The sequence below is a fragment of the Polaribacter sp. KT25b genome (assembly GCF_900105145.1).
Classification (GTDB): Bacteria; Bacteroidota; Bacteroidia; order Flavobacteriales; family Flavobacteriaceae; genus Polaribacter.
The window spans coordinates 2,111,845-2,135,517 of sequence record NZ_LT629752.1; the positions used below are offsets into that span (position 1 = coordinate 2,111,845).

The 23,673-nt window shown below is 28.0% G+C and carries 21 protein-coding genes; 3 read left to right on the plus strand and 18 right to left on the minus strand.

Annotated elements, in window-relative coordinates:
* Nucleotides 1-4: 4 nt before the first annotated feature.
* The 6 genes from ccoN to BLT70_RS09175 form a co-directional block, all read right to left on the minus strand.
* On the minus strand, nucleotides 5-2,200 hold the full coding sequence (gene ccoN, locus BLT70_RS09155; protein ID WP_091893747.1) for a cytochrome-c oxidase, cbb3-type subunit I: 2,196 nt from the start codon (nucleotides 2,198-2,200) through the stop codon (nucleotides 5-7).
* Between the two features lie 10 nt (nucleotides 2,201-2,210).
* Entirely contained in the window at nucleotides 2,211-2,387 is a 177-nt protein-coding gene (ccoS, locus tag BLT70_RS09160) for a cbb3-type cytochrome oxidase assembly protein CcoS (protein WP_091893749.1), read from the minus strand.
* A 147-nt stretch (nucleotides 2,388-2,534) separates the two neighbouring features.
* Complete coding sequence (locus BLT70_RS17140; protein ID WP_157691866.1) at nucleotides 2,535-2,702, minus strand: hypothetical protein; 168 nt, start codon at nucleotides 2,700-2,702, stop codon at nucleotides 2,535-2,537.
* A 436-nt stretch (nucleotides 2,703-3,138) separates the two neighbouring features.
* A complete protein-coding gene (gene hemN / locus BLT70_RS09165; protein WP_091893750.1) occupies nucleotides 3,139-4,500 on the minus strand; it encodes an oxygen-independent coproporphyrinogen III oxidase in 1,362 nt (453 codons plus the stop codon).
* 184 nt (nucleotides 4,501-4,684) lie between these two features.
* The gene (gene deoD, locus BLT70_RS09170; protein WP_091893752.1) at nucleotides 4,685-5,383 is read right to left on the minus strand and encodes a purine-nucleoside phosphorylase; all 699 of its coding nucleotides are present in this window, start codon (nucleotides 5,381-5,383) and stop codon (nucleotides 4,685-4,687) included.
* A 2-nt stretch (nucleotides 5,384-5,385) separates the two neighbouring features.
* Nucleotides 5,386-7,761 carry a heavy metal translocating P-type ATPase metal-binding domain-containing protein gene (locus BLT70_RS09175; RefSeq protein ID WP_091893754.1) on the minus strand — a complete coding sequence of 792 codons (2,376 nt, stop codon included), beginning with the start codon at nucleotides 7,759-7,761 and terminating at the stop codon, nucleotides 5,386-5,388.
* 102 nt (nucleotides 7,762-7,863) lie between these two features.
* Here BLT70_RS09175 and BLT70_RS09180 point away from each other — a divergent pair, with 102 nt between their 5' ends.
* Nucleotides 7,864-8,550: a Crp/Fnr family transcriptional regulator gene (locus BLT70_RS09180; RefSeq protein WP_091893756.1), complete on the plus strand. Its 687-nt coding sequence runs from the start codon at nucleotides 7,864-7,866 to the stop codon at nucleotides 8,548-8,550.
* A 98-nt stretch (nucleotides 8,551-8,648) separates the two neighbouring features.
* Complete coding sequence (locus BLT70_RS09185; RefSeq protein WP_091893758.1) at nucleotides 8,649-9,299, plus strand: peptidoglycan-binding protein; 651 nt, start codon at nucleotides 8,649-8,651, stop codon at nucleotides 9,297-9,299.
* Nucleotides 9,300-9,412: 113 nt separating this feature from the next.
* Here BLT70_RS09185 and BLT70_RS09190 read toward each other — a convergent pair whose 3' ends face one another.
* The 12 genes from BLT70_RS09190 to BLT70_RS09245 form a co-directional block, all read right to left on the minus strand.
* Nucleotides 9,413-10,489: an AMP-binding protein gene (locus tag BLT70_RS09190; RefSeq protein WP_091893759.1), complete on the minus strand. Its 1,077-nt coding sequence runs from the start codon at nucleotides 10,487-10,489 to the stop codon at nucleotides 9,413-9,415.
* The gene (locus tag BLT70_RS09195) at nucleotides 10,470-11,447 is read right to left on the minus strand and encodes a CPBP family intramembrane glutamic endopeptidase (protein WP_091893761.1); all 978 of its coding nucleotides are present in this window, start codon (nucleotides 11,445-11,447) and stop codon (nucleotides 10,470-10,472) included. Before BLT70_RS09195 ends, BLT70_RS09190 begins: the two co-directional genes overlap by 20 nt.
* Before the next feature lie 35 nt (nucleotides 11,448-11,482).
* A complete protein-coding gene (locus BLT70_RS09200; RefSeq protein WP_091893763.1) occupies nucleotides 11,483-12,523 on the minus strand; it encodes an o-succinylbenzoate synthase in 1,041 nt (346 codons plus the stop codon).
* A 12-nt stretch (nucleotides 12,524-12,535) separates the two neighbouring features.
* Nucleotides 12,536-13,048, minus strand: a complete 513-nt coding sequence (locus BLT70_RS09205) for an SRPBCC family protein (protein ID WP_091893765.1) — start codon at nucleotides 13,046-13,048, stop codon at nucleotides 12,536-12,538.
* 9 nt (nucleotides 13,049-13,057) lie between these two features.
* Nucleotides 13,058-13,984: a 1,4-dihydroxy-2-naphthoate octaprenyltransferase gene (menA, locus tag BLT70_RS09210; protein ID WP_091893767.1), complete on the minus strand. Its 927-nt coding sequence runs from the start codon at nucleotides 13,982-13,984 to the stop codon at nucleotides 13,058-13,060.
* A complete protein-coding gene (locus tag BLT70_RS09215; protein WP_091893768.1) occupies nucleotides 13,975-15,474 on the minus strand; it encodes a PH domain-containing protein in 1,500 nt (499 codons plus the stop codon). Before BLT70_RS09215 ends, menA begins: the two co-directional genes overlap by 10 nt.
* A complete protein-coding gene (locus BLT70_RS09220) occupies nucleotides 15,467-15,970 on the minus strand; it encodes a PH domain-containing protein (RefSeq protein ID WP_091893770.1) in 504 nt (167 codons plus the stop codon). Before BLT70_RS09220 ends, BLT70_RS09215 begins: the two co-directional genes overlap by 8 nt.
* A 10-nt stretch (nucleotides 15,971-15,980) precedes the next feature.
* Nucleotides 15,981-16,373, minus strand: a complete 393-nt coding sequence (locus BLT70_RS09225) for an SPOR domain-containing protein (protein ID WP_091893772.1) — start codon at nucleotides 16,371-16,373, stop codon at nucleotides 15,981-15,983.
* Nucleotides 16,374-16,376: 3 nt separating this feature from the next.
* Nucleotides 16,377-17,156 carry a (Fe-S)-binding protein gene (locus BLT70_RS09230; protein ID WP_091893774.1) on the minus strand — a complete coding sequence of 260 codons (780 nt, stop codon included), beginning with the start codon at nucleotides 17,154-17,156 and terminating at the stop codon, nucleotides 16,377-16,379.
* Between the two features lie 212 nt (nucleotides 17,157-17,368).
* On the minus strand, nucleotides 17,369-18,685 hold the full coding sequence (locus BLT70_RS09235; protein ID WP_091893776.1) for a (Fe-S)-binding protein: 1,317 nt from the start codon (nucleotides 18,683-18,685) through the stop codon (nucleotides 17,369-17,371).
* A gap of 29 nt (nucleotides 18,686-18,714) precedes the next feature.
* Nucleotides 18,715-19,680 (minus strand): MlaD family protein, encoded by a 966-nt coding sequence (locus BLT70_RS09240; protein WP_091893778.1) that lies wholly within the window; start codon nucleotides 19,678-19,680, stop codon nucleotides 18,715-18,717.
* 54 nt (nucleotides 19,681-19,734) lie between these two features.
* Nucleotides 19,735-20,850, minus strand: a complete 1,116-nt coding sequence (locus BLT70_RS09245; protein ID WP_091893780.1) for an N-acetylmuramoyl-L-alanine amidase — start codon at nucleotides 20,848-20,850, stop codon at nucleotides 19,735-19,737.
* A 92-nt stretch (nucleotides 20,851-20,942) separates the two neighbouring features.
* Here BLT70_RS09245 and BLT70_RS09250 point away from each other — a divergent pair, with 92 nt between their 5' ends.
* Complete coding sequence (locus tag BLT70_RS09250; RefSeq protein WP_172824403.1) at nucleotides 20,943-23,624, plus strand: putative LPS assembly protein LptD; 2,682 nt, start codon at nucleotides 20,943-20,945, stop codon at nucleotides 23,622-23,624.
* The last annotated feature ends 49 nt before the right edge of the window (nucleotides 23,625-23,673 follow it).

Genomic DNA, 23,673 nt, shown 5'->3' on the forward strand with positions numbered 1-23,673 from the left:
CGCGTTAGTTTTTAGTAATTTTTTGTTCGTCTTTAACTTTTATATCTGTACCTAAACGTTGTAAATATGCTATAACCGCTACGATCTCTCTATTTTTCATTTCTATAAATTCTTCTCCATTTTCTTTAGCATACTTTTTGTCTGCTTCATAATTTTTTGCAAAATCTGGATCTGAATGTAAGTTTTCTTCAATTTTGGTACCTTGTGCTAACATATGCTCTTGTGCATTTGCTATTTCTTCATCAGAATAAGGAACTCCAAGAGTAACCATAGCTTTCATCTTACTTTCTATATCTCCTTTATAAAGTTCATCAGTAATTAACCATTTATAAGAAGGCATAATTGAACCGGGAGAAGTACTTTGTGGATCGTACATATGATTTAAATGCCAGCTATCTGAATATTTAGCTCCTAACCTATGTAAATCTGGTCCTGTTCGTTTAGACCCCCATAAAAATGGATGATCATAAACGTATTCACCAGCTTTAGAATATTCTCCATAACGTTCTACTTCACTTCTAAAAGGTCTAATCATTTGAGAGTGACACCCTACACAACCTTCTCTAATATAAATATCTCTTCCCTCTAACTCTAATGGCGTATATGGTTTTACACTACTAATAGTAGGAATATTAGATTTTATTAATAATGTTGGTATAATTTGAACAGCTCCACCAATTAAAATAGCAATTGTTGCATAAATAGTTAATTTAATTGGTTTTCTTTCTAACCAAGTATGCCATCCTTCTCCTTTTGTTCTATAAGAACTTACTTTAGTTAATGCAGCTGCTTCTGCTAACTCATCTTCTACTTTACTTCCTGCTTTTATAGTTCTAATTACATTATAAAGCATCACAAAAGCTCCAAGAATATATAAACTTCCACCAATAGCACGCATCCAATACATTGGTATAATTTCATGTACTGTTTCTAAAAAGTTACCATAAGTTAAAGAACCATCTGGGTTAAACTGTTTCCACATAGAAGCTTGTACAAAACCTGCTACATACATTGGTAATGTATACATGATAATACCTAAGGTACCAATCCAAAAGTGAACATTTGCCAAGGCAACTGAATATAATTTTGTTTTAAACATTTTTGGAATCATCCAATATAACATACCAAATGTTAAGAATCCGTTCCAAGCTAACGCACCTACGTGAACGTGTGCTATAATCCAATCACTAAAGTGTGCAATTGCATTTACATTTTTTAAAGATAACATTGGTCCTTCAAAAGTAGCCATACCATAACCAGTAATTGCAACTACCATAAATTTTAAAACAGGATCTGTTCTTACTTTATCCCAAGCTCCTCTTAACGTTAATAAACCGTTAATCATACCTCCCCAAGAAGGTGCTAATAACATTATCGAAAATGCAACTCCTAAATTTTGAGCCCATTCTGGCAAAGCTGAGTATAATAAATGGTGAGGTCCTGCCCAGATATAGATAAATATTAAAGACCAAAAGTGAACAATAGATAATCTATATGAGTAAACAGGTCTGTTTGCTGCTTTAGGTACAAAATAATACATTAAACCTAAAAACGGAGTTGTTAAGAAAAAAGCAACTGCATTATGCCCGTACCACCATTGCACTAAAGCATCTTGTACACCTGCATATACAGAATACGATTTAAACATAGTAACAGGCAACTCTAAACTATTAAAGATATGCAATACTGCAACCGTTACAAATGTTGCTAAATAAAACCAAATTGCTACGTATAAATGACGTTGTCTTCTTTGTAAGATTGTCCAAATCATATTAACACCAAAAGCAACCCAAACCAACGCGATAGCAATATCTATAGGCCATTCCAACTCTGCATATTCTTTAGAAGAAGAATATCCCAAAGGTAAGGTAATCGCAGCTGCAACAATAATTAATTGCCAACCCCAAAAATTAAAATTACTTAAAAAATTACTCGCCATTCTTGCTTTTAACAATCGCTGAAGCGAATAATAAACCCCAGCAAAAATTGCATTACCTACAAAGGCAAAAATTACTGCATTGGTATGTAACGGTCTTAAACGACCAAAACTTAACCATGATATTCCTTCTGTATAATACGGGAATAAAAACATAAAAGCAAGCATTAAGCCCACTGTAAACCCTACTATTCCCCAGAATAATGTAGCATAGATAAATTTCTTTACGATCTTATTATCGTAATAAAATTGTTGCATTTCCATAATTTAATATTTAATCTTTAGTTGGTTTTTCTTTTTTATCTTTTATTAATTCATCATCAAACAACATACGAACAGATGGCGTATAAGAATCGTCAAATTGCCCAGTCTTAACTGAATAAATAAATGCGATAAAAAATAAGATGGCTACTAGTATACTAATAGTTAGTAGTAGGTATATTACGCTCATATCTTGCCTGATAATTTTTTTAAAAATACAAAAATAATATTGATAGAATAATTAAAACATGACATTTATCATGTTTTAATTATTAAACAAAAAAAATATCATGATTTTAAAACCATGATATTTTAATTTTTTTATAAAAATAACTTCTTAAAAAATAATTGACTCAAATAGGAAACCAGCACTAATAAAAAGGATTACTATAGAACAAATGTCTAAAAAATTTATTTTTGAATCGGTTAATTGACTTAAATCGTTATAATCGTTAGTATCTTCTAATTCAGTATAACTACTTGGGGTTTGGTATACATTTTTCATGGGGGATGAATTTTATGGTTATTAAATAAAACTTTATATAAAGTATTTACAATATAAAGGTAATCTTGATTGATTAATTAAAATATGATATTCATCATAGTTTAAATTTTTATAAAAAATTGATGTTTTTAAAAAATAATTGACTCTAATAAGAAACCTGCGCTAATGAAAAGTATCACTATAGAGCAAATATCTAAAAAATTTATTTTTGAATCACTTAATTTGCTTAAATCGTTATAATCGCTAGAATCTTCGAATTCACTATAACCGTTAGGGTTTTGGTAAGTATTATTCATTGGGGGATGAATTTTATGGTTGTTAAAATAATATTGATAAAAGTAAGAAAAACATATTTAACTACCAACAAAATATAATTCTTTTTTATACCTGATAAAAAAGTTAAACAAAACTTGTAATTTCATAAAATTAAAATTTATTAAATTGTCATAGAAAACAACTTTGTTTCTGGCTGTTTCTTTTGTAATTTTTTATCAAAAGCCATACAAATATTTCTTACATAAGCTCTTGCTGAATCTGGAACTGACAATGAATTTTCTTTAATGATAACCAAACCATCATTTTGCATTTCTTGCAACAAGCTTAAATGAGATTCAATATTTTTTATTTTAGTAGATTTATCATCCCACGAAGTGGAAAAATTACACATAATATTTAAAATATGCTTTCTAATAATTTGATCTTCTTCTGATAAAATATGACCTCTAAAAACTGGGATTTCTCCTGAATTTACAATCTTTTGATATTCTTTTACAGTTTTTACATTTTGTGCAAATCCGTACCAAGAATCAGAAATAGCAGACATTCCTAAACCAATCATTAATTGGGTTTTATTAGATGTATAACCCATAAAATTTCTATGCAAAGTTTTACTAATTGTTGCTTTATATAATGAGTCTGTTTTTAAAGCAAAATGATCCATACCTATTTCTTCGTAACCCAATTCAAAAAAAAGTTCTTTTCCTATTTCGTAAAGCTCTCTTTTTTCTTCATTTTTTGGTAAATCTTTTTCATTAAAACCTCTCTGCCCTACACCTTTTACCCAAGGAACATGAGCATAACTGTAAAAAGAAATTCTGTCTGGTTGTAATTCTTTTGTTTTTTTGATGGTATATAAAACGTTCTCTTTGGTTTGAAATGGTAAACCAAAAATTAAATCGTGACTTACTGATGTATAACCAATTTCTCTAGCCCAATTTGTAACGTTTTTAACTTCTTCAAAAGGTTGAATTCTATGAATTGCTTGCTGAACTTTTTCATTATAGTCTTGTACCCCAAAACTAACTCTTGTAAAACCAACATCAAACAAAGTTTGTAATTGCTCTTTTGTGGTATTACTTGGATGACCTTCAAAACTAAATTCTGATTCTGGATGTTTTATTGCATTCTCAAACAATCCATCAATTAAATATTTTAAATTTTCTTTAGAAAAAAAAGTTGGTGTTCCTCCTCCTAAATGCAACTCTTTTACAATTGGTTTTTCATCAACCAAATTAATATATAATTTCCATTCTTTTAAAACAGTTTCTATATAATCTTCTTCAACTTCGTGACGTTTTGTAATGTGTTTATGACACGCGCAAAACGTGCATAAACTCTCACAAAAAGGCAAATGAATATATAAACTTATACCTTCTTTACTATTACTTTCTATAAATGATTGTTTAAATGTTTCAATCCATTTTTCTTTGGTAAAAGTTTCATTATCCCAAAAAGGTACCGTTGGATAACTCGTATATCTTGGCCCTGGAATATTATATTTTTGTACTAATGATTTCATGTATTTTTGTTACAATTGTATTTTATTATTGAAAACTAAACTTGAACCTTGCCAAGAATTCACAAATAATAAAACTTATACTTAAAAAAGAATTACACAAATTTTAAGGAAATATTTTATTAGTTAAATACCCCTTACAATTTAAAAACTCTAATTCGTGAATTTGTAGTTATTTTTTATCAAACTAACTCAATTCTAAAGCAATTTCTATCATTTCTTTAAATGTTTGTTCTCTTTCTTCGGATGTGGTTCTTTCTTTGGTAACCAAACTATCAGAAATTGTTAAAATCGACAATGCGTTTACATTGTGTTTAGCGGCAACAGTATATAAACCAGAAGTTTCCATTTCTACACATAAAACTCCATAATCTGCCCATTTTTTGTAACTGTCAAAATCATCTGCATAAAACTCATCAGAACTTAAAATACCTCCAGCTTTTACCTCAATATTTTTTTCTTTTGCTACTTCAATTGCTTTTTGAAATAATTTAAAACTAGCAGTTGGCGCATAATCTGCTCCATTAAAACGAATGGTATTTAATCCAGAATTTGTTGAAGCTGCCATTGCTAAAACAATATCTCTAATTTTAACTTCTTTTTGATAAGAACCTGCAGAGCCAACTCTTATTAAGTTTTTTACGCCGTAATCATTTATAAGCTCATGAGCATAAATTAGCGTAGACGGAATTCCCATTCCAGTTCCTTGTACAGAAATTCTTTTACCTTTATAAGTACCAGTAAAACCATACATTCCGCGTACATCATTATATTGAAAAATATCTTTTAGAAAAGTATCAGCAATCCATTTTGCTCTCATAGGATCTCCAGGTAATAAAACCGTTTCTGCTATTTCTCCTTTTTTTGCTCCGATGTGTACACTCATAATTATTTTATTTTTTTTCCGATTAAATTGGTTAAAATTGTTGTAAAAATCACAATACTTATTGAACTTAAAGGCATTAATATTGCTGCAATTACTGGCATTAAATCTCCTTTTACTGCAAAATACAAACCAATTATATTATAACAAAGCGAAAGTAAAAAACTTTGCTTTATTACTTTAATTCCTTTTTTTGATGCTTTTAAAAAATCATCAATTTTATTAAATTGAGAAGCATCTAAAATAGCATCACATGCAGGAGAAAACACATTAATATCTTCTGATAAGGAAATACCAACATCACTTTTTGCCAGCGCTCCAGCATCATTTAAACCATCGCCAATCATGGCAACTTTTTTATTTTCTTTCTGAAAACTAGCTACAACTTCTAATTTATCTTCTGGCTTTTGATTAAAAATTAATTTAGTTTCTTTTGGTAAGTTTTCTTGTAAAAATTCTTTTTCTCCTTCGTTATCTCCAGAAACTATTGCCAAATCATACTCGTTTTTTAACGAATTAAAAAGCGAACTCACTCCTTTTCTGTAAGAATTTTTAAAGATAAATTTACCTTTATAATCATCATTAAAGCTTACATGCACAGAAGTATCAAAAGAAAATATATCTTCATCTTTTTTAACAAATGTAGCAGAACCTAATTTTAATTTTTCGCCTTTATAATCTACCTCAATTCCTTTTCCAATAATTTCGTTATAATTAGAAACTGTTAACGTTTCTAATTCTGGAAATGTGTTATATAAACTTCTACTTAAAGGATGATTTGATGCTCTTAAAGAACTTTTTAAAATCCTTTTTTCTTGTTTATTTAAAGTTTTACCAACATAAGAAACTGTGTTTTCTTTATTAGTTGTTAACGTACCAGTTTTATCAAAAATAATTGAATTTATGCTCGCTAATTGCTCTATAACTGTTGCATTTTTTAAATAGAATTTTTTCTTACCAAAAATTCTTAACAGATTTCCTAAAGCAAAAGGAGCTGCTAATGCAATTGCACAAGGACAAGCAATTATTAATACCGCTGTAAAAACATTTAATGCTTTTGATGAATCGAAATATAACCAATATGCGGTTGATAAAAAAGCTACAGACAACACAAATATGGTAAAGTTTTTACTAATTTTATCTGTTAATGTTTTAAAAGATGATGATTTGTCTTTTGCAAAAACATCATTACTCCAAAGTTGGGTTAAATAACTTTGAGAAACAGAGGCTAAAACTTCCATTTCTATTACTCCAGAAAGTTGTTTTCCTCCTGCAAATAATTTATCGCCAGATTTTTTAGCAACTGGCACAGCTTCACCAGTAACAAAACTGTAATCTATTTGTGCGTTTCCGTTAATAAGAATTCCATCAACAGGTATTAATTCTTGATTTCTTATTAATAATCTATCTCCTTTTTCAACATCATAAATTTGTATATTTTCTTCTTTCTGATTAGAAGTAATTCGAGTTACAGCAATTGGAAAATACGATTTATAATCTCGTTCAAAAGACAAAAAATTGTATGTTTTTTGCTGAAAAAATCTTCCTAAAAGTAAGAAAAAAACCAAACCTGTTAAACTATCAAAAAAACCGGTTCCTAAATCAAAAATAATCTCAACTGTACTTCTTATAAAAAGCACAGAAATACCGAGTGCAATTGGCACATCAATATTTAAAATTCTAGAACGTAAACCTTTATAAGCCGAAATAAAATAATCATTTCCTGCGTAAAAAACAACAGGCAATGAGAAGAAAAACATTAACCATCTAAAGATAAATTTATATTGTTCTAACCAAAATTCTGATACTTCAAAATATTCTGGAAACGACAAAAACATTACATTACCAAAGGCAAAACCGGCAATACCAAGTTTATAAATTAAACTTCTATCTACCTTCTTTTTACCCGTTTCATAATCTTCTAAACTAATATAAGGTTCGTAACCTATTGAACTTAACAACAGTACAATTTCTTTAAGTGAAATCGTTTCTGCATTAAATGTAATTCGAACTTTTTTATTAGGAAAATCTACTTGCGATGTATTAATTTTGGCGTTTAATTTATGTAGATTTTCTAAAACCCAAATACAAGAACTACAATGAATATGAGGAATATAAAAGGTCGCTATTTGAGTATTTCCGTCATTAAAATCTAACAGTTTTTCTATAATTTCTTTGTTATCAAGAAAATCATACTTACCAATAATTTCTGTTGGAATTGCACCTGGATTATCCTGAAAATCATAATAACAAGTTAAATCATTTTCAGAGAAAATTTCATAAACTGTTTTACAGCCATTGCAGCAGAAAGATTTATCTCCTACTTTAATAATGGTATCATCACAAGAATCCCCACAATGATAACAATGTGTAGTTTTCATATTTACTCTTTTGCCTATACAAATTTCCAATAAGAATCGATTTTAAAATATGATATTTATCAGTTTTTTCAATATATTTGTCTTGTAAAACACTTTCAAATAATGAGTAAATGTGAACAATGTATTGTACGCAAATTTAATTCTTTAAAAGAACTAACCAAAGACGAATTAATTAGAATTACTGCTTGTAAAAGTTCTAAAAATATAAAAAAAGGTGACGTTATTTTTAAGGAAGGCGATCATTTAAACGGTATTTTTTGTATAAAAGATGGTGTCTGTAAAGTTTCTAAAATGAGTGATAACGGCAGAAATCAAATTATAAATTTAATACAAAAAGGAAATATACTTGGTGAAAGAAGTTTAATTTCTGATCAAACATCTAATTTAACAGCAATTGCGCTAAGCGATATGTCTGTTTGTTTTATACCTAAAGAAGAAATTATTAGAGATCTTGAAAATAATCCTAATTTTACGCTAGACCTTTTAAAAACAATGGCAAATTCTTTAAAAAATGCCGATAATTTAGTGGTAGGAATGGCTCAAAAAAGTGTAAAACAACGTTTAGCAGATACGCTTTTACTTTTGCAAAAAAAATTTAGTACCAATAGTAAAGGCGCAATAAATATTCAACTTTCTAGAGAAGATATTGCAAATATAATTGGTACTGCAACCGAATCTGCAATTCGTCTATTATCAGAATTAAAAAAGAAAAAAATTATTGGTTTTGTTGGTAAAGATATTACCATTTTAGACGATAAAGAACTAGAAAAAATTGCACAAGGTTTCTAGTTAATTAATAGAAGTTTATTATTTAGTTAGTTACCGTTATTAAACATCAGTTTGTAAACTTTTACTACATTTGTTTAAACAATGAACCCCAACTTAATATGAAACAACTTATAATTTTTATTCTTATAATTATAGCTGGCTTAATTGGTTATGGAAAATATAATCAATACAAAAGATATAATTCTCCTCAAATTAATTACAAAACCGATAAAAAACTTGATATTTCTTATCATAATCAAGATCTTGTTTTAAGATATTATGAAGCTGTAGAAAATTTAGATAGCTTTACAATGTTGCAATGGTCTGCAAATAATATTGATGTTAGAACGCCAGAAGATGATGATGATGCAACTAAAAATGCAGTAAATACTTATGCAAAAAAATTAGCAAAAGTTAATTATTACGAAATGATTCTTGAAAATTCTTTACAATTAAAAGAAAAAGGGCTTTCTAATAATGAAATAAAATTTATTGAAGAAAACGGAATTGATTTAGCTTCTTATAAAAAAGAAGTGAATTTTAAAATTATAAAAAACTTATTTGATCCAAAAGTAAATTTATATAAAGGCGAAAAAAACGCTATTATTTTTGAAGTTCAAAAACGATTAAATGATCTTGGCAGCAATATTAAAATAGATGGTGTTTATAGAACAGAAACCTTAGAAGCTATTAAAAATTTTGAAGAAAAAAATAATCTTTTAGCCGATGGTTTTATAGATGAATTAACTTTAGAATTAATGTTTAAATAAAACTTTAAATCTTATTATTTTAATTAAAAAAAGCATCGCCACAAGGGCACCAGGTATATTTCTGAAATAAATATTTTGCATTTAAAAGAAGCTTAGCCGAATTAAATCCTTATTTATCGCCCTGCGATTAAATCCAATGTTTTTTTACGTTGGATTTTTTTTGTTTCAGTTTCTAAAAAATTAGCAATAAAATAAATTTCTTTCGGAATTTCAAATTTTGAAAGTGATGCTGTTTTTTTTATTTCTTCTGATAAAAAACTTTGATAATTAAAAATTTTAGAATTTTCTAACTCAACAATCAAAACCAATTTTTCTCCTAATTTTTCATCAGCAATTCCTGTTACAAAAAAACGGTTTATAATTATTTCTGATAGCTTCTCCTCTATTTTCTCTGGATGTAATTTAATTCCGCCAGAATTTATAACATTATCAAAACGACCTAACCATTCAAACTGAGTATCAGAAATTAATTGCACAACATCATTTGTAAAAATGAGTTCTTCAGAAACTTTTGGAGCATCAATTACCAAACAATTTCTTTCATCTTTATAAATTGTAACATTTGGTAACGTTTGATAAAAATCAGGAATTAAATCAATGTTATTCAATTTTTTAACAGCAATATGTGTAATCGTTTCTGTCATTCCGTAAGTTGCAAAAACTGCTGTAGAAACATTTTGAATCTTACGCTCTAATTCTTTAGAAACAACCCCGCCACCAACAATTAATTTCTTTATTTTAGAAATTTTAGCAATTGAATTTTCTAATTGCAAAGGCACCATTGCAGAAAAGTCATATTCTTTATCAACCTTTTCTAAAGGATAAGAATTAGGTGCTACAACATCTAAATGCCAGCCCAGAGTAATAGCTCTAATCAACATTAATTTACCAGCAATATAAGCTGTAGGCAAACATAATAAAGCAGTTGTATTCTTTTGTAAATCAAAATAGTTACCTGTTGCAATTGCAGAATTTATAACAAATTCTTTTTTTAATAAAATAGGTTTTGGTCTTCCTGTAGAGCCAGAAGTTTGCACTGTAATTCTATCATCTACAGAAAACCAACTTTCTAAAAATGAATAAATTTCATCAGAAAAAGATTTTGTATACATTAAAATTTCATCTACAGAAGTAAATGAAAATCCATTTAATTTAAAATCTTTATGAAATTTATTCTGTTCCAAGTTCATCTAAAACTCTATAGTTTTCTTTTAAATTTACTGGTTTTACAATTTTCCCTGTCAATTTTTCTAACCAATTATTCCAACCATATTTTTTAGAAAACAGCCATAAAATTAAAGGATATAAAACAAAAACGGGGATAAACATCTCCCAAGTTACAGAAGGTTCTGACGAATCTATAAAAAGCGCATCAGTTTGAAAAACCATCCAATCTGTTGTTACTAAAAAAGCTGCAAGCATATTATTTACTGCATGCAAACCTAAAGCTAATTCTGTTCCTTCGTCCATTAAAGTAGTAATTCCATAGAAAAAACCAGTTCCAATATAAAATACCATTGTAATCATTCCTAATTTTTGAACCTCAGGATTTGCGCCATGTAACAAACCAAAACAAACAGAAGTTATTAATAAAGGAACCCACCTGTTTTTTGCTAAAACGCCCAATCCTTGCATAAAATATCCTCTAAATAGCAACTCTTCTAAACTTGTTTGTAAGGGAATAAATACAACTGAAATTGCGACTAAAATGAAAAATGGTTTTGCATTAAAGTTAAAAGTGTAATGTTCTGGAGTTAATAAAATACCTAAAATGGTAAAAACAACTACCAATGTTCCCCAAATTAAAAAGGCAAACCAAAAACGTTTCCAATCAATTTTTTTTCTACTTGTAACTAAAGATGTTATTGTTCTTTTATGAATATATTTAACGCCAATAATTAAAAAAACAAGACCAACTGCAAACATAAAAAGCATTAAAAACAAAAATAAATTTTTGTTAATGTCCAAAGTCATAAAATTATCTGCGCCAGCAGCAGCAAATTCTGCCAAATCTGCAGAATGAAAATAAGCTACAAGTGTTAACGGAATTGCGCCTAAAACTTGCCATCCTATAAAAACTAAAATAATAGTAAGTACCCAATGATACCATTCGTTATTTCCTTTAAAAGCTTGTTGTATATAATTCATTTTTATTTTCTGTGAATCTGATTTTGAACTCAGAATTAAGTTAAATTAAAATTCCAATTTAATGTTGGATTGTATGTTAATGTTCCGTTTTTAACCTCTAAAGGACTTTCAAAATTGTTTGTAAACAAACCTCCAGTTCCTAAACCTTGAGGCAAATTACTTTGTAAAGTATAGGTGAATTGTGCAATTGCATTTAGCCCAATATTACTTTCTAACGCAGAAGTTATCCACCAATCGCACTTATTTTGTGCTGCAAAATTAATCCATTCTTTACTACCACCAAAACCGCCAATCAAACTTGGTTTTAAAATAATAAATTGTGGTTTTATGGTTGCTAATAATTCCTGTTTTTCTTCGGATGTAAAAACACCAATTAATTCTTCATCCAACGCAATTGGCAAAGGTGTTTTTGCACATAATTCTGCCATTTCTTGCACTTGACCTTGTTTGATAGGTTGTTCTATTGAATGAATTTCTAATGCTGATAATCGCTGTAATTTTTCTAAAGCATTTTTTGGATTAAAAGCGCCATTTGCATCAACTCTTAATTCAATTTCTTTGGATGAAAATTCTTTTCTGATGGATTTTAACAACTCAATTTCTGCATCAAAATCAATGGCTCCAATTTTCATTTTGATACAAGAAAAACCCATTTTTAGTTTTTCTTTGATTTGATTTTTCATGAATTGCTGCGCTCCCATCCAAATTAAACCATTTATAGCAATAGCTTCTTTTCCTTTTGTAAATTTTGATGGAAATAACTCAAATTCAGATTTACTTTTTAGTGATAAAAAAGCTTGTTCTAATCCGAATTGAATTGAAGGAAATTCTACAACTACTGATACTAATTTTTCTAAACCAAGATTTATATTAGCACAAACCCAAATTAGTTTTTCTTCATAATTTGAAACATCATCAATACTTAACCCTCTAAACAAACCCGTTTCTCCAATTCCTTTTTTACCATTTTTTTCTAAAATAATAAACCACGTTTCTTTTGTTTTTAAAATTCCACGAGAAGTTCCACTTGGATTTTTAAAATTAAGAATGTATTTTTTGTAGGTTGCTTTTATCAAAATCAGGAGTTATTATTTTTCTACAAATGCTTTAAAATTATTTAAATATGTTTGGTCTTGTTCTTTAAAAGTTCCTTTAAAATAAGGAAACATACAAGCCATTAAATACGATTCACTTTGGCAACTAGAGTTTGATGTAATTGTTGTAATTCCGTTTTTTTCTTCAAAAATATAATCGTCTCGTTTTAACATATTTTCAGCATCGAAAAACAAGGTTACTTTTTCATTTTTAACATAGGCAATTACTTTTTGCGTCATTACAATTTCTTGACCTTGATTTTCAATAATGATCTTATAACTGCTTCCAGTTTTTCCAATATTTTCGTTAATCACCTCAAAAGATTTTATTTCTGGAATCCAATTTTTAATATTTTCTGATGTACTAAAAGCTTCAAAAACTTCTTCTACAGGTTTATTTATACTAACCTGAGTTGAATAATTGGTTTCCTTAACTAATAAACCAGTTGCTAAGAAAATAACAACAATAGTTGTGATGATTCCTAAAATTATTTTTATTGTTTTCATAAATGATATTTAAAAAATTTGTCCTATTCCAAAAAGAATTGCGAACAAAAAAGTACTTAATGCTACTTTTTTAAGTTCACTATCCAATTCAGCAGGAATATTATTTTGAGCTACTGTTTTTACATTTTTAATTAACGGAATAAAAGCTACTAAAAAAATAAGTTGATATACCGATTCAAAATCTAAAAAGACATAAACTAATGCAGTAATTAATGCAGTAAAAATTAAAAAATAATGATATTTTTTCGCTTTTTCATTTCCTAATTTAACAACTAAAGTATTCTTATTATTCTTTTTATCTTCTAGTTGATCTCTTAAATTATTTAAATTTAAAACCGCTGTACTTAACAATCCGATAGAAATTGCAGGTAAAAATATTTTAAAATTGATGTTTTTTGTGTACAAAAAATAACTTCCTACAACACTTAATAATCCGAAGAAAATAAAAACAAAAACATCGCCAAAACCACTGTAACCATAAGCTGAATTACCAACTGTATATTTAATTGCAGCTGCAATTGAGGCGATTCCTAATCCTAAAAACAAGATAGAATACCCAAAATTGTCACTCCCAAAAGCAACATAAATCAATAGTAAAGCAATAATTAAAGTGATAATTGTAGTAATTATCATTGCAGATTTCATTTGTTTTGGTGTAATTGCACCTGATGAAACCATTCTTGCTTCTCCTGTTCTATTTTTATCAGAACCTTTTATTCCGTCTCCATAATCGTTTGCAAAATTAGATAATACTTGAAAACCAATTGTGGTTAGAATTGCTAGCCAGAAAATTGGAGTAAACCAAATTGGAGGTCTTACAAAAATTTCAGTTAGTAGTAAATCATTATTACCTAAATAACTTCCAACAATAATTCCTGATATTGATAAAGGCAATGTTCGTAAACGTGCTGCTTTTATAAAACTTTTTACATCCATGAAGTCTTGCTAGTTTCTACTTTATATAAAGTATGATTATAAATTTTAATTGCATCCTCGAAACGAATACACGGAATATTAATTTTTCCAGAAGCGGTTTGCAGCATAATATCTGCAACGTTGCTTCTTTTTTGAAAAATATTTTGTTTCATTTTTATATTCTGAACCTTAAAAATTTCTAAATATGTTAAGTGTGTTTCTAATAATCCGCTACCAACTAATAACATCGAATCTGTAATTTTATAAAAACGTTTCTTTACTTTTTTGAGTACCAAAAATGTAAGTAAAGGAAATACTAAAATTGCTGAATATAAAATTTCTACTTTCAAAAAAACTAGATATAAACCAACATATAAAATGATTGCAAACAGAAAAGTAAATAAGAATATTCTACGTTTATAATATTTATCTGGATATTTTTTTTCTCCATTTTCAAGTTCAGTTACATCAAATAAACTTGTTTTTATAATTTCAATTTGCTCTTTTTTGCAACCTACAATTCTAATTAATTTCTCTTTTTTCTTATTTAATTCTCCACTTACCGCTTGTTTAAAAGTGATAAAAGAAATGCCTATTAATCGTTTTAAAGGATTTGTAGAAATTGTAATATTTTGAACTTTTTGTTTTTTTAATACAATTGATTTTTTTGTAAACAAACCTTGATTAATTTCAAAAGCATCTTCTTTTAAATAAGCCGTTAAATTAAAATGTACCAAAAATATTTTAACAAAAGAACTCATCAAAGCTATTACAGTTAATAAAAACAACAAAATAGTTATCAGAAAAAAACTTGTAGAAAGCGCATCTGTACTTTCTGAAATAAAACCATCTAACGCTTCTGTTCTTCCTAGACTATCAACAACTTGCTCTATTTGCTGAAAAAAACCAATAATAAGCGCTAAAAACAGCATTAAATTTTGAAGATGGTTTTCTGTAAGACTTACTTTAAAAAGTTCTTTTATTCCAATTTTTACAAGTGGCTTTTTATCAGTATCAATACTTGTTTTTGTATCAAAATTAGAACTCTTTGAAACAATTTCTTTTAAAGCTTCTGCTTTTGATAATGGCAGCGCTTTAATAGCAATTTCGGTATCTTTAGAACCTGCAGTTTCTATACTTACTTCAAATACACCAATAATTTGTTGAATAATATTCTGTTTAAAATTGATATTTTGAATTCTATAAAAAGGAATGGAAGTATTTGTTTTTTTTAAAATTCCTTGTTTTAATATAAAATGATCATTTTCTGTTTTAAATTGAAAATTTTTATAAATTAAATAAGCTCTTATCAGTAAAAAAATTAAAACTCCTGCAATACTTAAATAAATATAGGTAAGTTTAATGCTAGATATCTTATTAAAATCTTTGACAACAAAAAATAATAAAATCCAAGTTACTCTAATAACTTTGTAAATTAAGTTGAGATATATAACTAAAATCCCTTTCGAAGATTGTCTTGAAAAGTTAGAAAAATCAAAAGAATTATTCATTAATTTTTGTGCTGATAAATTCCTTAATTTCTAATGCTGTTTGTTTGCTAATTCCTTTAATTACCAAGTCGTCACTACTGTCTCCTGCTGTAAAAACACTTAAAGAAGCTAATTTAAAAAATCTAGAAAACAGACCTTCATCAACTTCTATGTGTTGAATTCTAGAAAACGGAACCGTTGTTAATTTCCGTAAGAAAATGCCACTCTTATAAGAAATATCTTTTTCTCTAACTGCATATTTTCTTTTTTTGAATCCTACAAACATAAATAGATTTACAAGAATAAAAACAACAACAAAAGCGATATAAAAAAGATAAACATAACTATTAATTTCTTCAAAAAGATTAAAATAATCCGCAGAAAATAACCCTATTAAAATGGCCGTAAAAAGCAACAACACATTTAATAAAATAACTTTTAAATATTTTAAATCAATTGATTTAAAAATTATTTCTGAAATACTTGGATAGTTAGAAACTGTTTCGTTTTCAAACATGTAAGATTAATTATTTTAATGCTTCTTTAATACTTATTGGAACACCATTTTTTAAAGCTTGTACAAAAGCATCATCATATCTATTTAAAATTGATGCTCTAAAATTCCTTGCTTCTTCGTAAGTTTCAAATTGCCCTAATCTATATTTTGTTAAATTATCTTCTTCAAAAGTTTGAATATTCTCTATATTTTTTAAAACAATATCATTATTTTTTAATGCAGCTATTTGAACAGTAAAATAAATCTCAGGAACCTTTTTAATCTCTTCAACCTCAAGTACAGTTTCTTTAATAGTATCTAAAACAATAGGATCTTCGGTTTTAAATGTTTCTTTTTTAATTTCATTTTTTCCGCAAGAAATTAAAAAAAGAAATCCAAAAATAAAAGTATAAAAATATTTCATAACTTATAAATTATTAGCTTCTGCAATTAATTCTGCTATATCTTTTACAACAACTTCAGTTTCTTTTTCTTTAAATTTAATTCCGTCTGTCATCATTGTATTGCAATAAGGACAACCTGTAGCAATAATTTGAGGTTTAGTTTCTAAAGCATCTTCTGTTCTTAAAACATTAATTTCTTTATCCCCTTTTTCTGCATCTTTAAACATTTGTGCACCTCCTGCTCCACAACATAAAGCGGTAGATTTATGGCGTTTCATTTCTGATAAATTTACACCTAACCTTTTAATTAAATCTCTTGGAGATTCATACACATCATTTCCTCTTCCTAAATAACAAGGATCATGAAATGTAACTCTTTTACCTTTTAAAGTAGTGTCATCAATTTTTAAACGACCTTCTGATATTAAATTTTGAATAAATTGTGTGTGATGAAATACTTCATATTTACCTCCTAAACCTGGATATTCATTTTTTAAAGTATTAAAAGAATGAGGATCGCAAGTAACAATTTTCTTTACTTCATAACCATTCAAAACTTCAATATTCATCATTGCTTGCATCTGAAATAAAAACTCATTTCCAGCTCTTTTTGCAGCATCGCCTGTAGATGATTCTTCTGTTCCTAAAACTGCAAAATCTACATTTGCTTGATGTAATATTTTAACAAATGCTCTTGATATTTTTTTTGCTCTATCGTCATAACTTCCTGCTGCGCCAACCCAAAACAACACTTCTGGTTGTTTTCCTTGCGCCATCATGTCTGCCATTGTTGGTACTATCATAAATTACAAATTTTGAATTATAAATTATGAATTAAATTAACTCGTAATTGATAATTGTTAATTAAAAAATTGTTTATTCGTTGAAACGTTTAATTGTTAAAACTTCTCGATACAAATTTACTCGTTCCTCAAAAATTCACTCGAAGTGACAATATTTAGCTACTTTTTCTAAAACATAACTGACAACTGCTCCTGAAAACTATAACCTAATTTTACTCTTCATTTGCCCAATTCAACCTATCTTGTTGATTGTATTGCCAAGGAGCGCCATTGTTTTCGATATTTGTCATCATCATATTTAATTCTTGTGGAGCTGCACTTTCTTCCATCACTAAATATCTTCTCATATCTATAATTATAGATAAAGGATCAATATTTACAGGACATTCTTCTACACAAGCATTACAACTTGTACACGCCCAAAGTTCTTCTGGAGAAATATAATCGTTTAATAATTGCTTTCCGTCATCAACAAAAACACCTTTGTTAGCATCCATATTTCTACCAACTTCTTCTAAACGATCACGAGTATCCATCATGATTTTTCTTGGTGATAATTCTTTTCCTGTAAGATTTGCAGGACAAGCAGATGTACATCTACCACATTCTGTACATGTGTATGCGTTTAATAATTGAACCCAATTTAAATCGGTAACATCACTTGCACCAAATTTTTCTGGCACTGCTTCTTCTGTTCCTTCTTCTGGTGTTGCATAAGGATCTGCATCTGGATCCATCATTAATTTAACTTCGTTAGTAACAGATTCTAAATTTGTAAATTGCCCCTTCGGATTTAAATTTGCAAAATAAGTATTAGGAAATGCTAATAAAATATGTAAATGTTTTGAATAATATAAATAGTTTAAGAAAACTAAGATTCCTAAAATATGAATCCACCAACAAGTTCTTTCTATTGTATGAAGTGCATCTGGAGAAAATCCATCAAAAAAAGGTGCAATAAATTGACTGATTGTATTTCCAATTCCTGCTGTTTGAAATGCTGAATCTGTAGCATTCATCACCAAAAATAAAGACATTAAAACCATTTCGAAATACAGAATATAATTTCCATCTTTTTTAGGCCAACCTTTCATTTCTTTACTTAAAAAACGCTTGATTTGTGCTACATTTCTTCGTAACCAAAAAATAACAACAGCTATAAAGACTAAGGCTGCTAAAACCTCGAAAAAGCCAATTAAAAATCCGTAGAAACTATCTCCTAAAACTCCTTGAAAAATTCTATGAGTACCGAATAAACCATCAATAATAATTTCTAAAACTTCTATATTTATGATAATAAAACCTACATAAACTATAATATGTAAAAATCCAGAAAGTGGTCTTCTTACCATTTTAGATTGCCCAAGAGCAATCTTCATCATATTCTTTAACCGTTCTGGTTTTTTATCTGATCTATCTATATCTTTTCCTAAATTGATATTTCTAGATAATTTGCGAATGTTTATCACAAAAAAACCAATTCCGGCAATTAATGCCAGTGCAAAAAACAGGTTTGGTAAGTATTCCATAATATCTAAATTGTATTTTAAAACAACTTTTATTGAGTTGTTTTGTTAACTTTATTATTTTCTTCGTTATAAGGTTTTGCTTTTTTCCCGAATAAAGAAAAGTGTACAAATCTTTTAGGGTTCAACTTCATTTCTTTCAACAATTCTTCTAATTCTTTAGACATTGTTGCTAAATTATTATATAAAGTTTCATCATTTACTAATTTTCCAAAAGTACCTTTTCCTTTATCCATACCATCTAACAAAGAATTTACAGAACTTAAAGTCATTTCTGCTTTCTTCATTATTTCTCCAATATTAGAATTGGCTAAAGTGTCTGTTACTTTAGATAAGTTTGCTGTAATTGATTTTGTATTTTTTAAAGTTTCTTTAAAATCTGCAGAACTTTCATTCATTAGAGAATTTACAGAACCTAATGTTGTTCTAAAATCTACAATAGTAAGTTCTAATTCTTGCACAGAATTTCTAAGACTTTCTGACGTTTTTTTATCTAAAACATTATTTACTCTATGAAAAAGTGTGTCTGCACTTACAATTACTTTTTCTAATTTTGATTGAATTGGATCTAACCTCTCACCAATTGACGTAAATAAACTAGATTCTATTTCTCCTTTTAAAAAATCTCCAGAAACTGCGTCTTCACCAGTATAACTTGGTATTATTGCCAAATTAGAACCAGATAAAGGGTTTGGAGAATAGATTTTTACAACGCTATTTTTAGAGAACTTAAAATCATTATGCATAGAAAATTGAACGATTAAATGTCCTCTTTTCTCTGGACTTTCATTCAAATTAATTTCATCAACTTTACCAACTTTTAATCCGTTTAAGGTAACTAAACTGGCCTTTGTTAAACCGCCAATATTATTATACTCTACCTTATAATATCTATTATTAGGTTGAAAAAGGTCTTGTCCTTTCAAAAAATTATAGCCCCAAATAAATGCGATTATAACTATAATTAGAACAATACCTGTTTTTAATTCTTTAGACATAAATAGAAATTTAACAACAAAATTACTGATAATTTTTGGTTGAAGCTATCAAAACTACTCCATTTTATTAGCTTCTTTAACTGAGATTTTTTCTCCATTTTTAAAGGCAACGACAAATGCAGAAGTATAACCTTTTTGTTTTGCAGTCTTTAAAGACTTTAAAACTTCTTTATATTGAGATGTAATACCGTAATAATATTTATAATAATTACCAACTTCTACCCTTTGCACTTCTCTTAATCCTTTAAAATTGTAAGATTTTGTAGAAATTAAATTTCTACCAGATGCAATTTGAACTTTAAATTCGATATCATTTTTAGATGTAACATCAGTTTTAATTTCATTTACAGATGCTGTAACCGTGTTTAGTTTTAAATGATCTACATAACTTTCTATAGCCTCTGCAATAGACTTTGCCATTTGTTTTTGACCTGAACTAGAATTTAAAAATCTACCTTCTTTTTTATTTGTTAAAAAACCTAACTCAACTAAAACACTTGGCATAATCGTTTCTCTTAAAACCTGAAAATTATCTTGTTTTACTTTTCTATCTAATCTTTTTAATTTACTAGTAAAGTTTTTTTGAATTATACTTGCTATTTCTAAACTCTTATCTAAGTTTTCTTCTTGTAAAAGTGATAAACCAATTACAGATTCTGCTGAGTTTGGATCAAAACCTGCATATTTTTCTTTATAATTATCTTCTAAAAGAATAACTGCATTTTCTCTTTTTGCTATTTCTAAGTTTTTTTTATTTCCTCTTAAACCCAAAACAAAAGTTCCTGCTCCATAAGCATTAGATGTATGAGAATCGCAATGAATTGACACAAATAAATCTGCTTTTGCAGTGTTTGCAATGTCTCCTCTTTTCCAAAGATCTATAAAAACATCTTTATTTCTGGTAAAAATAACTTTTATATCTTTTTGTTTTTGCAGTTCTTTACCAACGAGTAAAGCTACATTTAAAGCTATATTTTTCTCTTTATAACCACTACCTTTTCGTCCTAAATTTCCGGGATCTTTACCTCCATGTCCAGCATCTAAAACGATTGTATAGTTTTTTTGAGCAAAAACTATCGTTGATGAAGTGCTCAAAAATGTTATAAAAAATATAACATAAAATAGCTTTTTCAATAGGATATTAAATTTGTGCATTTGTAGAATAATCATCAATAAAATTTAACTAATTTTGGCAACTTTAATTTGGTGTTCCAAATATTGAGCCATACTTTTACCTCCATACAAAAATACTATTTATAGCATTGCAAACAAACCTATCATACATTCTTTTATTTTGCAGCTTCTTTTTTATAAAGATAAGCTTTGCGCAAGATATTAAGACATCCAAAAAAACAGAAGTTCCTTTAATAAAAAAGGATACATCAATATTTAAGAAGAAAGATTCTTTATTTAATGTAAAAAAAGATAGCTTACTTTTAAAAAATATAGATACTATTTCTATGGATTCTTTAAAACCTAAAGAAACTATAGAAGATATGATAACTCATATTGCAAAAGATTATACAATTCAAAATGCAAAAGAAAAAACGGTAACATTATATAATGAGGCAAATATAACTTATACTGATATTGATTTAAAAGCCGGAATTATAGTTATCGATTACAAAAAAAACACGCTTTTTGCGAAAGGAATTAAAGATAGCACAGGCTATGTTCAAAGGCCAGTTTTTAAACAAGGTAATGAAGAATCAGAACAAGATTCTATGATTTATAATTTTAAAACTAAGCGTGCACTTATTTATGGTTTAAAAACCAAACAAGGAGAAATGTTTACTTATGGTGAAAAAACAAAACGTGTAAATGACTCAACAGTTTACATTAGAAATATACGTTTTACTACTTCGGATAAAAAAGTACCAGATTATTATATTGCTACTGATAAAGCAAAATTAGTTCCTGGTAAAAAAATTATTGTTGGTGTAAGTAACTTGGTTTTAGCAGATGTACCAACACCTTTGTTTTTACCTTTTGCTTATTTCCCTATGACAGAAACTAGTGTTTCTGGTTTTTTAATTCCTTCTTTTGATACAGGAAGTAGTGATAGAGGAATTGGTTTTCAAAATGGTGGATATTATTTTGCCATGAGCGATTATGCAGATTTAACTGTTTTAGGTGATGTATATTCTAACGGAACTTGGGGTGCTAGAGTTACATCAAACTATAAAAAACGTTACAGATTTAATGGGACTTTTAGTTTTAATTATGAAAATATTATAACCGGAATTAGAGGTTTTGATGATTACAGTAAGGCTAATAATTTTAATATTAGATGGTCTCATAATCAAGATGCAAAAGCAAGTCCTAATTCAAGATTTACAGCCTCTGTAAACTTAGGTAGTAGTAGTTTCTTTAAAGAATCTTTAAATCAATATAATGTTTCACAATCACAAAATAACACGTTTAATTCTTCTATAAATTACAGTAAAACTTTTGTTGACACACCATTTAACATGGCCATTACAGCTTCTCATCAACAAAACACAAATACAGAAAGTATTACAATGACTTTACCTTCTGTGTCATTAAATATGAACAGACTGTATCCGTTTGCAGGTAAAGATGGAATTAAAAAGACACCAATTCAAAAATTAGGTTTTAATTACAATATGTTAGGTCAATATTTAATTAATACTACAGATGATGAGTTTTTTACGAGTAAAATGTTTGAAACTGCCCGAGCGGGAATGCAGCATAAAACAAGCACAAATACAAACATTAAAGCATTTAAATACTTTACATTATCACCAAGTGCAAATTATGAAGAAACTTGGCAGTTTGATTATATAAATAAAGAATATGATGTTACCGATAATGTTGTTGTAACAGATACTTTAAGAGGTTTTAAAACCTATAGAGAGTATAATATGGGAGTAAGTTTATCTACCAATATTTATGGAACTTTTAATTTTACAAAAGGAAGATTAAAGGCAATAAGACATACATTTAGACCTTCGATATCTTATTCTTACAGACCAGATTTTAAAGATAAATATATTAAAGAAGTTCAGCAAAGTGCACTTGCAACAGATTTATTAGAATATACGGTTTTTGATCAAGGTATTTATGGTGCTCCTTCATCTGGATTAAGTAATTCTATTGGTATTTCCTTAAATAATGTTTTGGAGGCTAAAGTTGCGCCTAAAGACCCTGATAGTGATGAAGAAGATGAAAAAATTACGCTCTTAAATAATTTAAATTTTAGTTCATCTTATAATATTGCTGCGGATAGTTTACGTTGGTCTACAGTAAGTTTTTCTGCCGGAACACGTTTATTTAAAGATAAATTAGCTTTGAATTTTAATGGTTCTTTAGATCCTTATCAAGTTAATGATGATGGTGTAAGAATAGATAAATTTAATCCTAATATTTTTAGGTTAACAAATGCAAACCTAACAGCAAACTACTCTATTTCTAGTAAAGATCTTAGTAAAAACGAAAAAGACAATCCAAATGACAATAAAAACGGAAATGGAGCAAATAACCCAACAGATACAATGGGTGCAAATATTGATCCAACAAATCCGCAAGGGAGAAGAGAAAATAGTCAGCAAAATAAAACTTCAAAAACCGAATTATATCAATCAACCATTCCTTGGTCAATTAATTTAGTTTATTCTGCCAATTACTCAAATAATGGAGTTGATCCAGGAAGTATTGGAATACATACTTTAGGTTTTAGCGGAAATTTAGAATTATCTCCAAAATGGAAAGTTGGTTATTCTTCTGGTTATGATGTAAAAAATGGAGCATTTTCATTTTCAAGATTTAATTTCACTAGAGATTTAGATAGCTGGCAATTTAATTTTAACTGGGTTCCTTTTGGTTCTGTTTCATCTTACACTTTCTTTATTGGTGTAAAATCTTCAACTTTATCAGATTTAAAATGGGATAAAAATAAGCCACCAGATAGAACTCTTTTTTAGCTGTTAGCAAAAATGAAAATAATTTAATTTTTAAAACTTTGAAACTTAA

Bases quoted from the DNA above. Each gene is read 5' to 3' on its own strand.
- ccoN (WP_091893747.1), bottom strand. From the start codon at position 2,200: ATGGAAATGCAACAATTTTATTACGATAATAAGATCGTAAAGAAATTT.
- ccoS (WP_091893749.1), bottom strand. From the start codon at position 2,387: ATGAGCGTAATATACCTACTACTAACTATTAGTATACTAGTAGCCATC.
- BLT70_RS17140 (WP_157691866.1), bottom strand. From the start codon at position 2,702: ATGAAAAATGTATACCAAACCCCAAGTAGTTATACTGAATTAGAAGAT.
- hemN (WP_091893750.1), bottom strand. From the start codon at position 4,500: ATGAAATCATTAGTACAAAAATATAATATTCCAGGGCCAAGATATACG.
- deoD (WP_091893752.1), bottom strand. From the start codon at position 5,383: ATGAGTGTACACATCGGAGCAAAAAAAGGAGAAATAGCAGAAACGGTT.
- BLT70_RS09175 (WP_091893754.1), bottom strand. From the start codon at position 7,761: ATGAAAACTACACATTGTTATCATTGTGGGGATTCTTGTGATGATACC.
- BLT70_RS09180 (WP_091893756.1), top strand. From the start codon at position 7,864: ATGAGTAAATGTGAACAATGTATTGTACGCAAATTTAATTCTTTAAAA.
- BLT70_RS09185 (WP_091893758.1), top strand. From the start codon at position 8,649: ATGAAACAACTTATAATTTTTATTCTTATAATTATAGCTGGCTTAATT.
- BLT70_RS09190 (WP_091893759.1), bottom strand. From the start codon at position 10,489: ATGAACTTGGAACAGAATAAATTTCATAAAGATTTTAAATTAAATGGA.
- BLT70_RS09195 (WP_091893761.1), bottom strand. From the start codon at position 11,447: ATGAATTATATACAACAAGCTTTTAAAGGAAATAACGAATGGTATCAT.
- BLT70_RS09205 (WP_091893765.1), bottom strand. From the start codon at position 13,048: ATGAAAACAATAAAAATAATTTTAGGAATCATCACAACTATTGTTGTT.
- menA (WP_091893767.1), bottom strand. From the start codon at position 13,984: ATGGATGTAAAAAGTTTTATAAAAGCAGCACGTTTACGAACATTGCCT.
- BLT70_RS09215 (WP_091893768.1), bottom strand. From the start codon at position 15,474: ATGAATAATTCTTTTGATTTTTCTAACTTTTCAAGACAATCTTCGAAA.
- BLT70_RS09220 (WP_091893770.1), bottom strand. From the start codon at position 15,970: ATGTTTGAAAACGAAACAGTTTCTAACTATCCAAGTATTTCAGAAATA.
- BLT70_RS09225 (WP_091893772.1), bottom strand. From the start codon at position 16,373: ATGAAATATTTTTATACTTTTATTTTTGGATTTCTTTTTTTAATTTCT.
- BLT70_RS09230 (WP_091893774.1), bottom strand. From the start codon at position 17,156: ATGATAGTACCAACAATGGCAGACATGATGGCGCAAGGAAAACAACCA.
- BLT70_RS09235 (WP_091893776.1), bottom strand. From the start codon at position 18,685: ATGGAATACTTACCAAACCTGTTTTTTGCACTGGCATTAATTGCCGGA.
- BLT70_RS09240 (WP_091893778.1), bottom strand. From the start codon at position 19,680: ATGTCTAAAGAATTAAAAACAGGTATTGTTCTAATTATAGTTATAATC.
- BLT70_RS09245 (WP_091893780.1), bottom strand. From the start codon at position 20,850: ATGATTATTCTACAAATGCACAAATTTAATATCCTATTGAAAAAGCTA.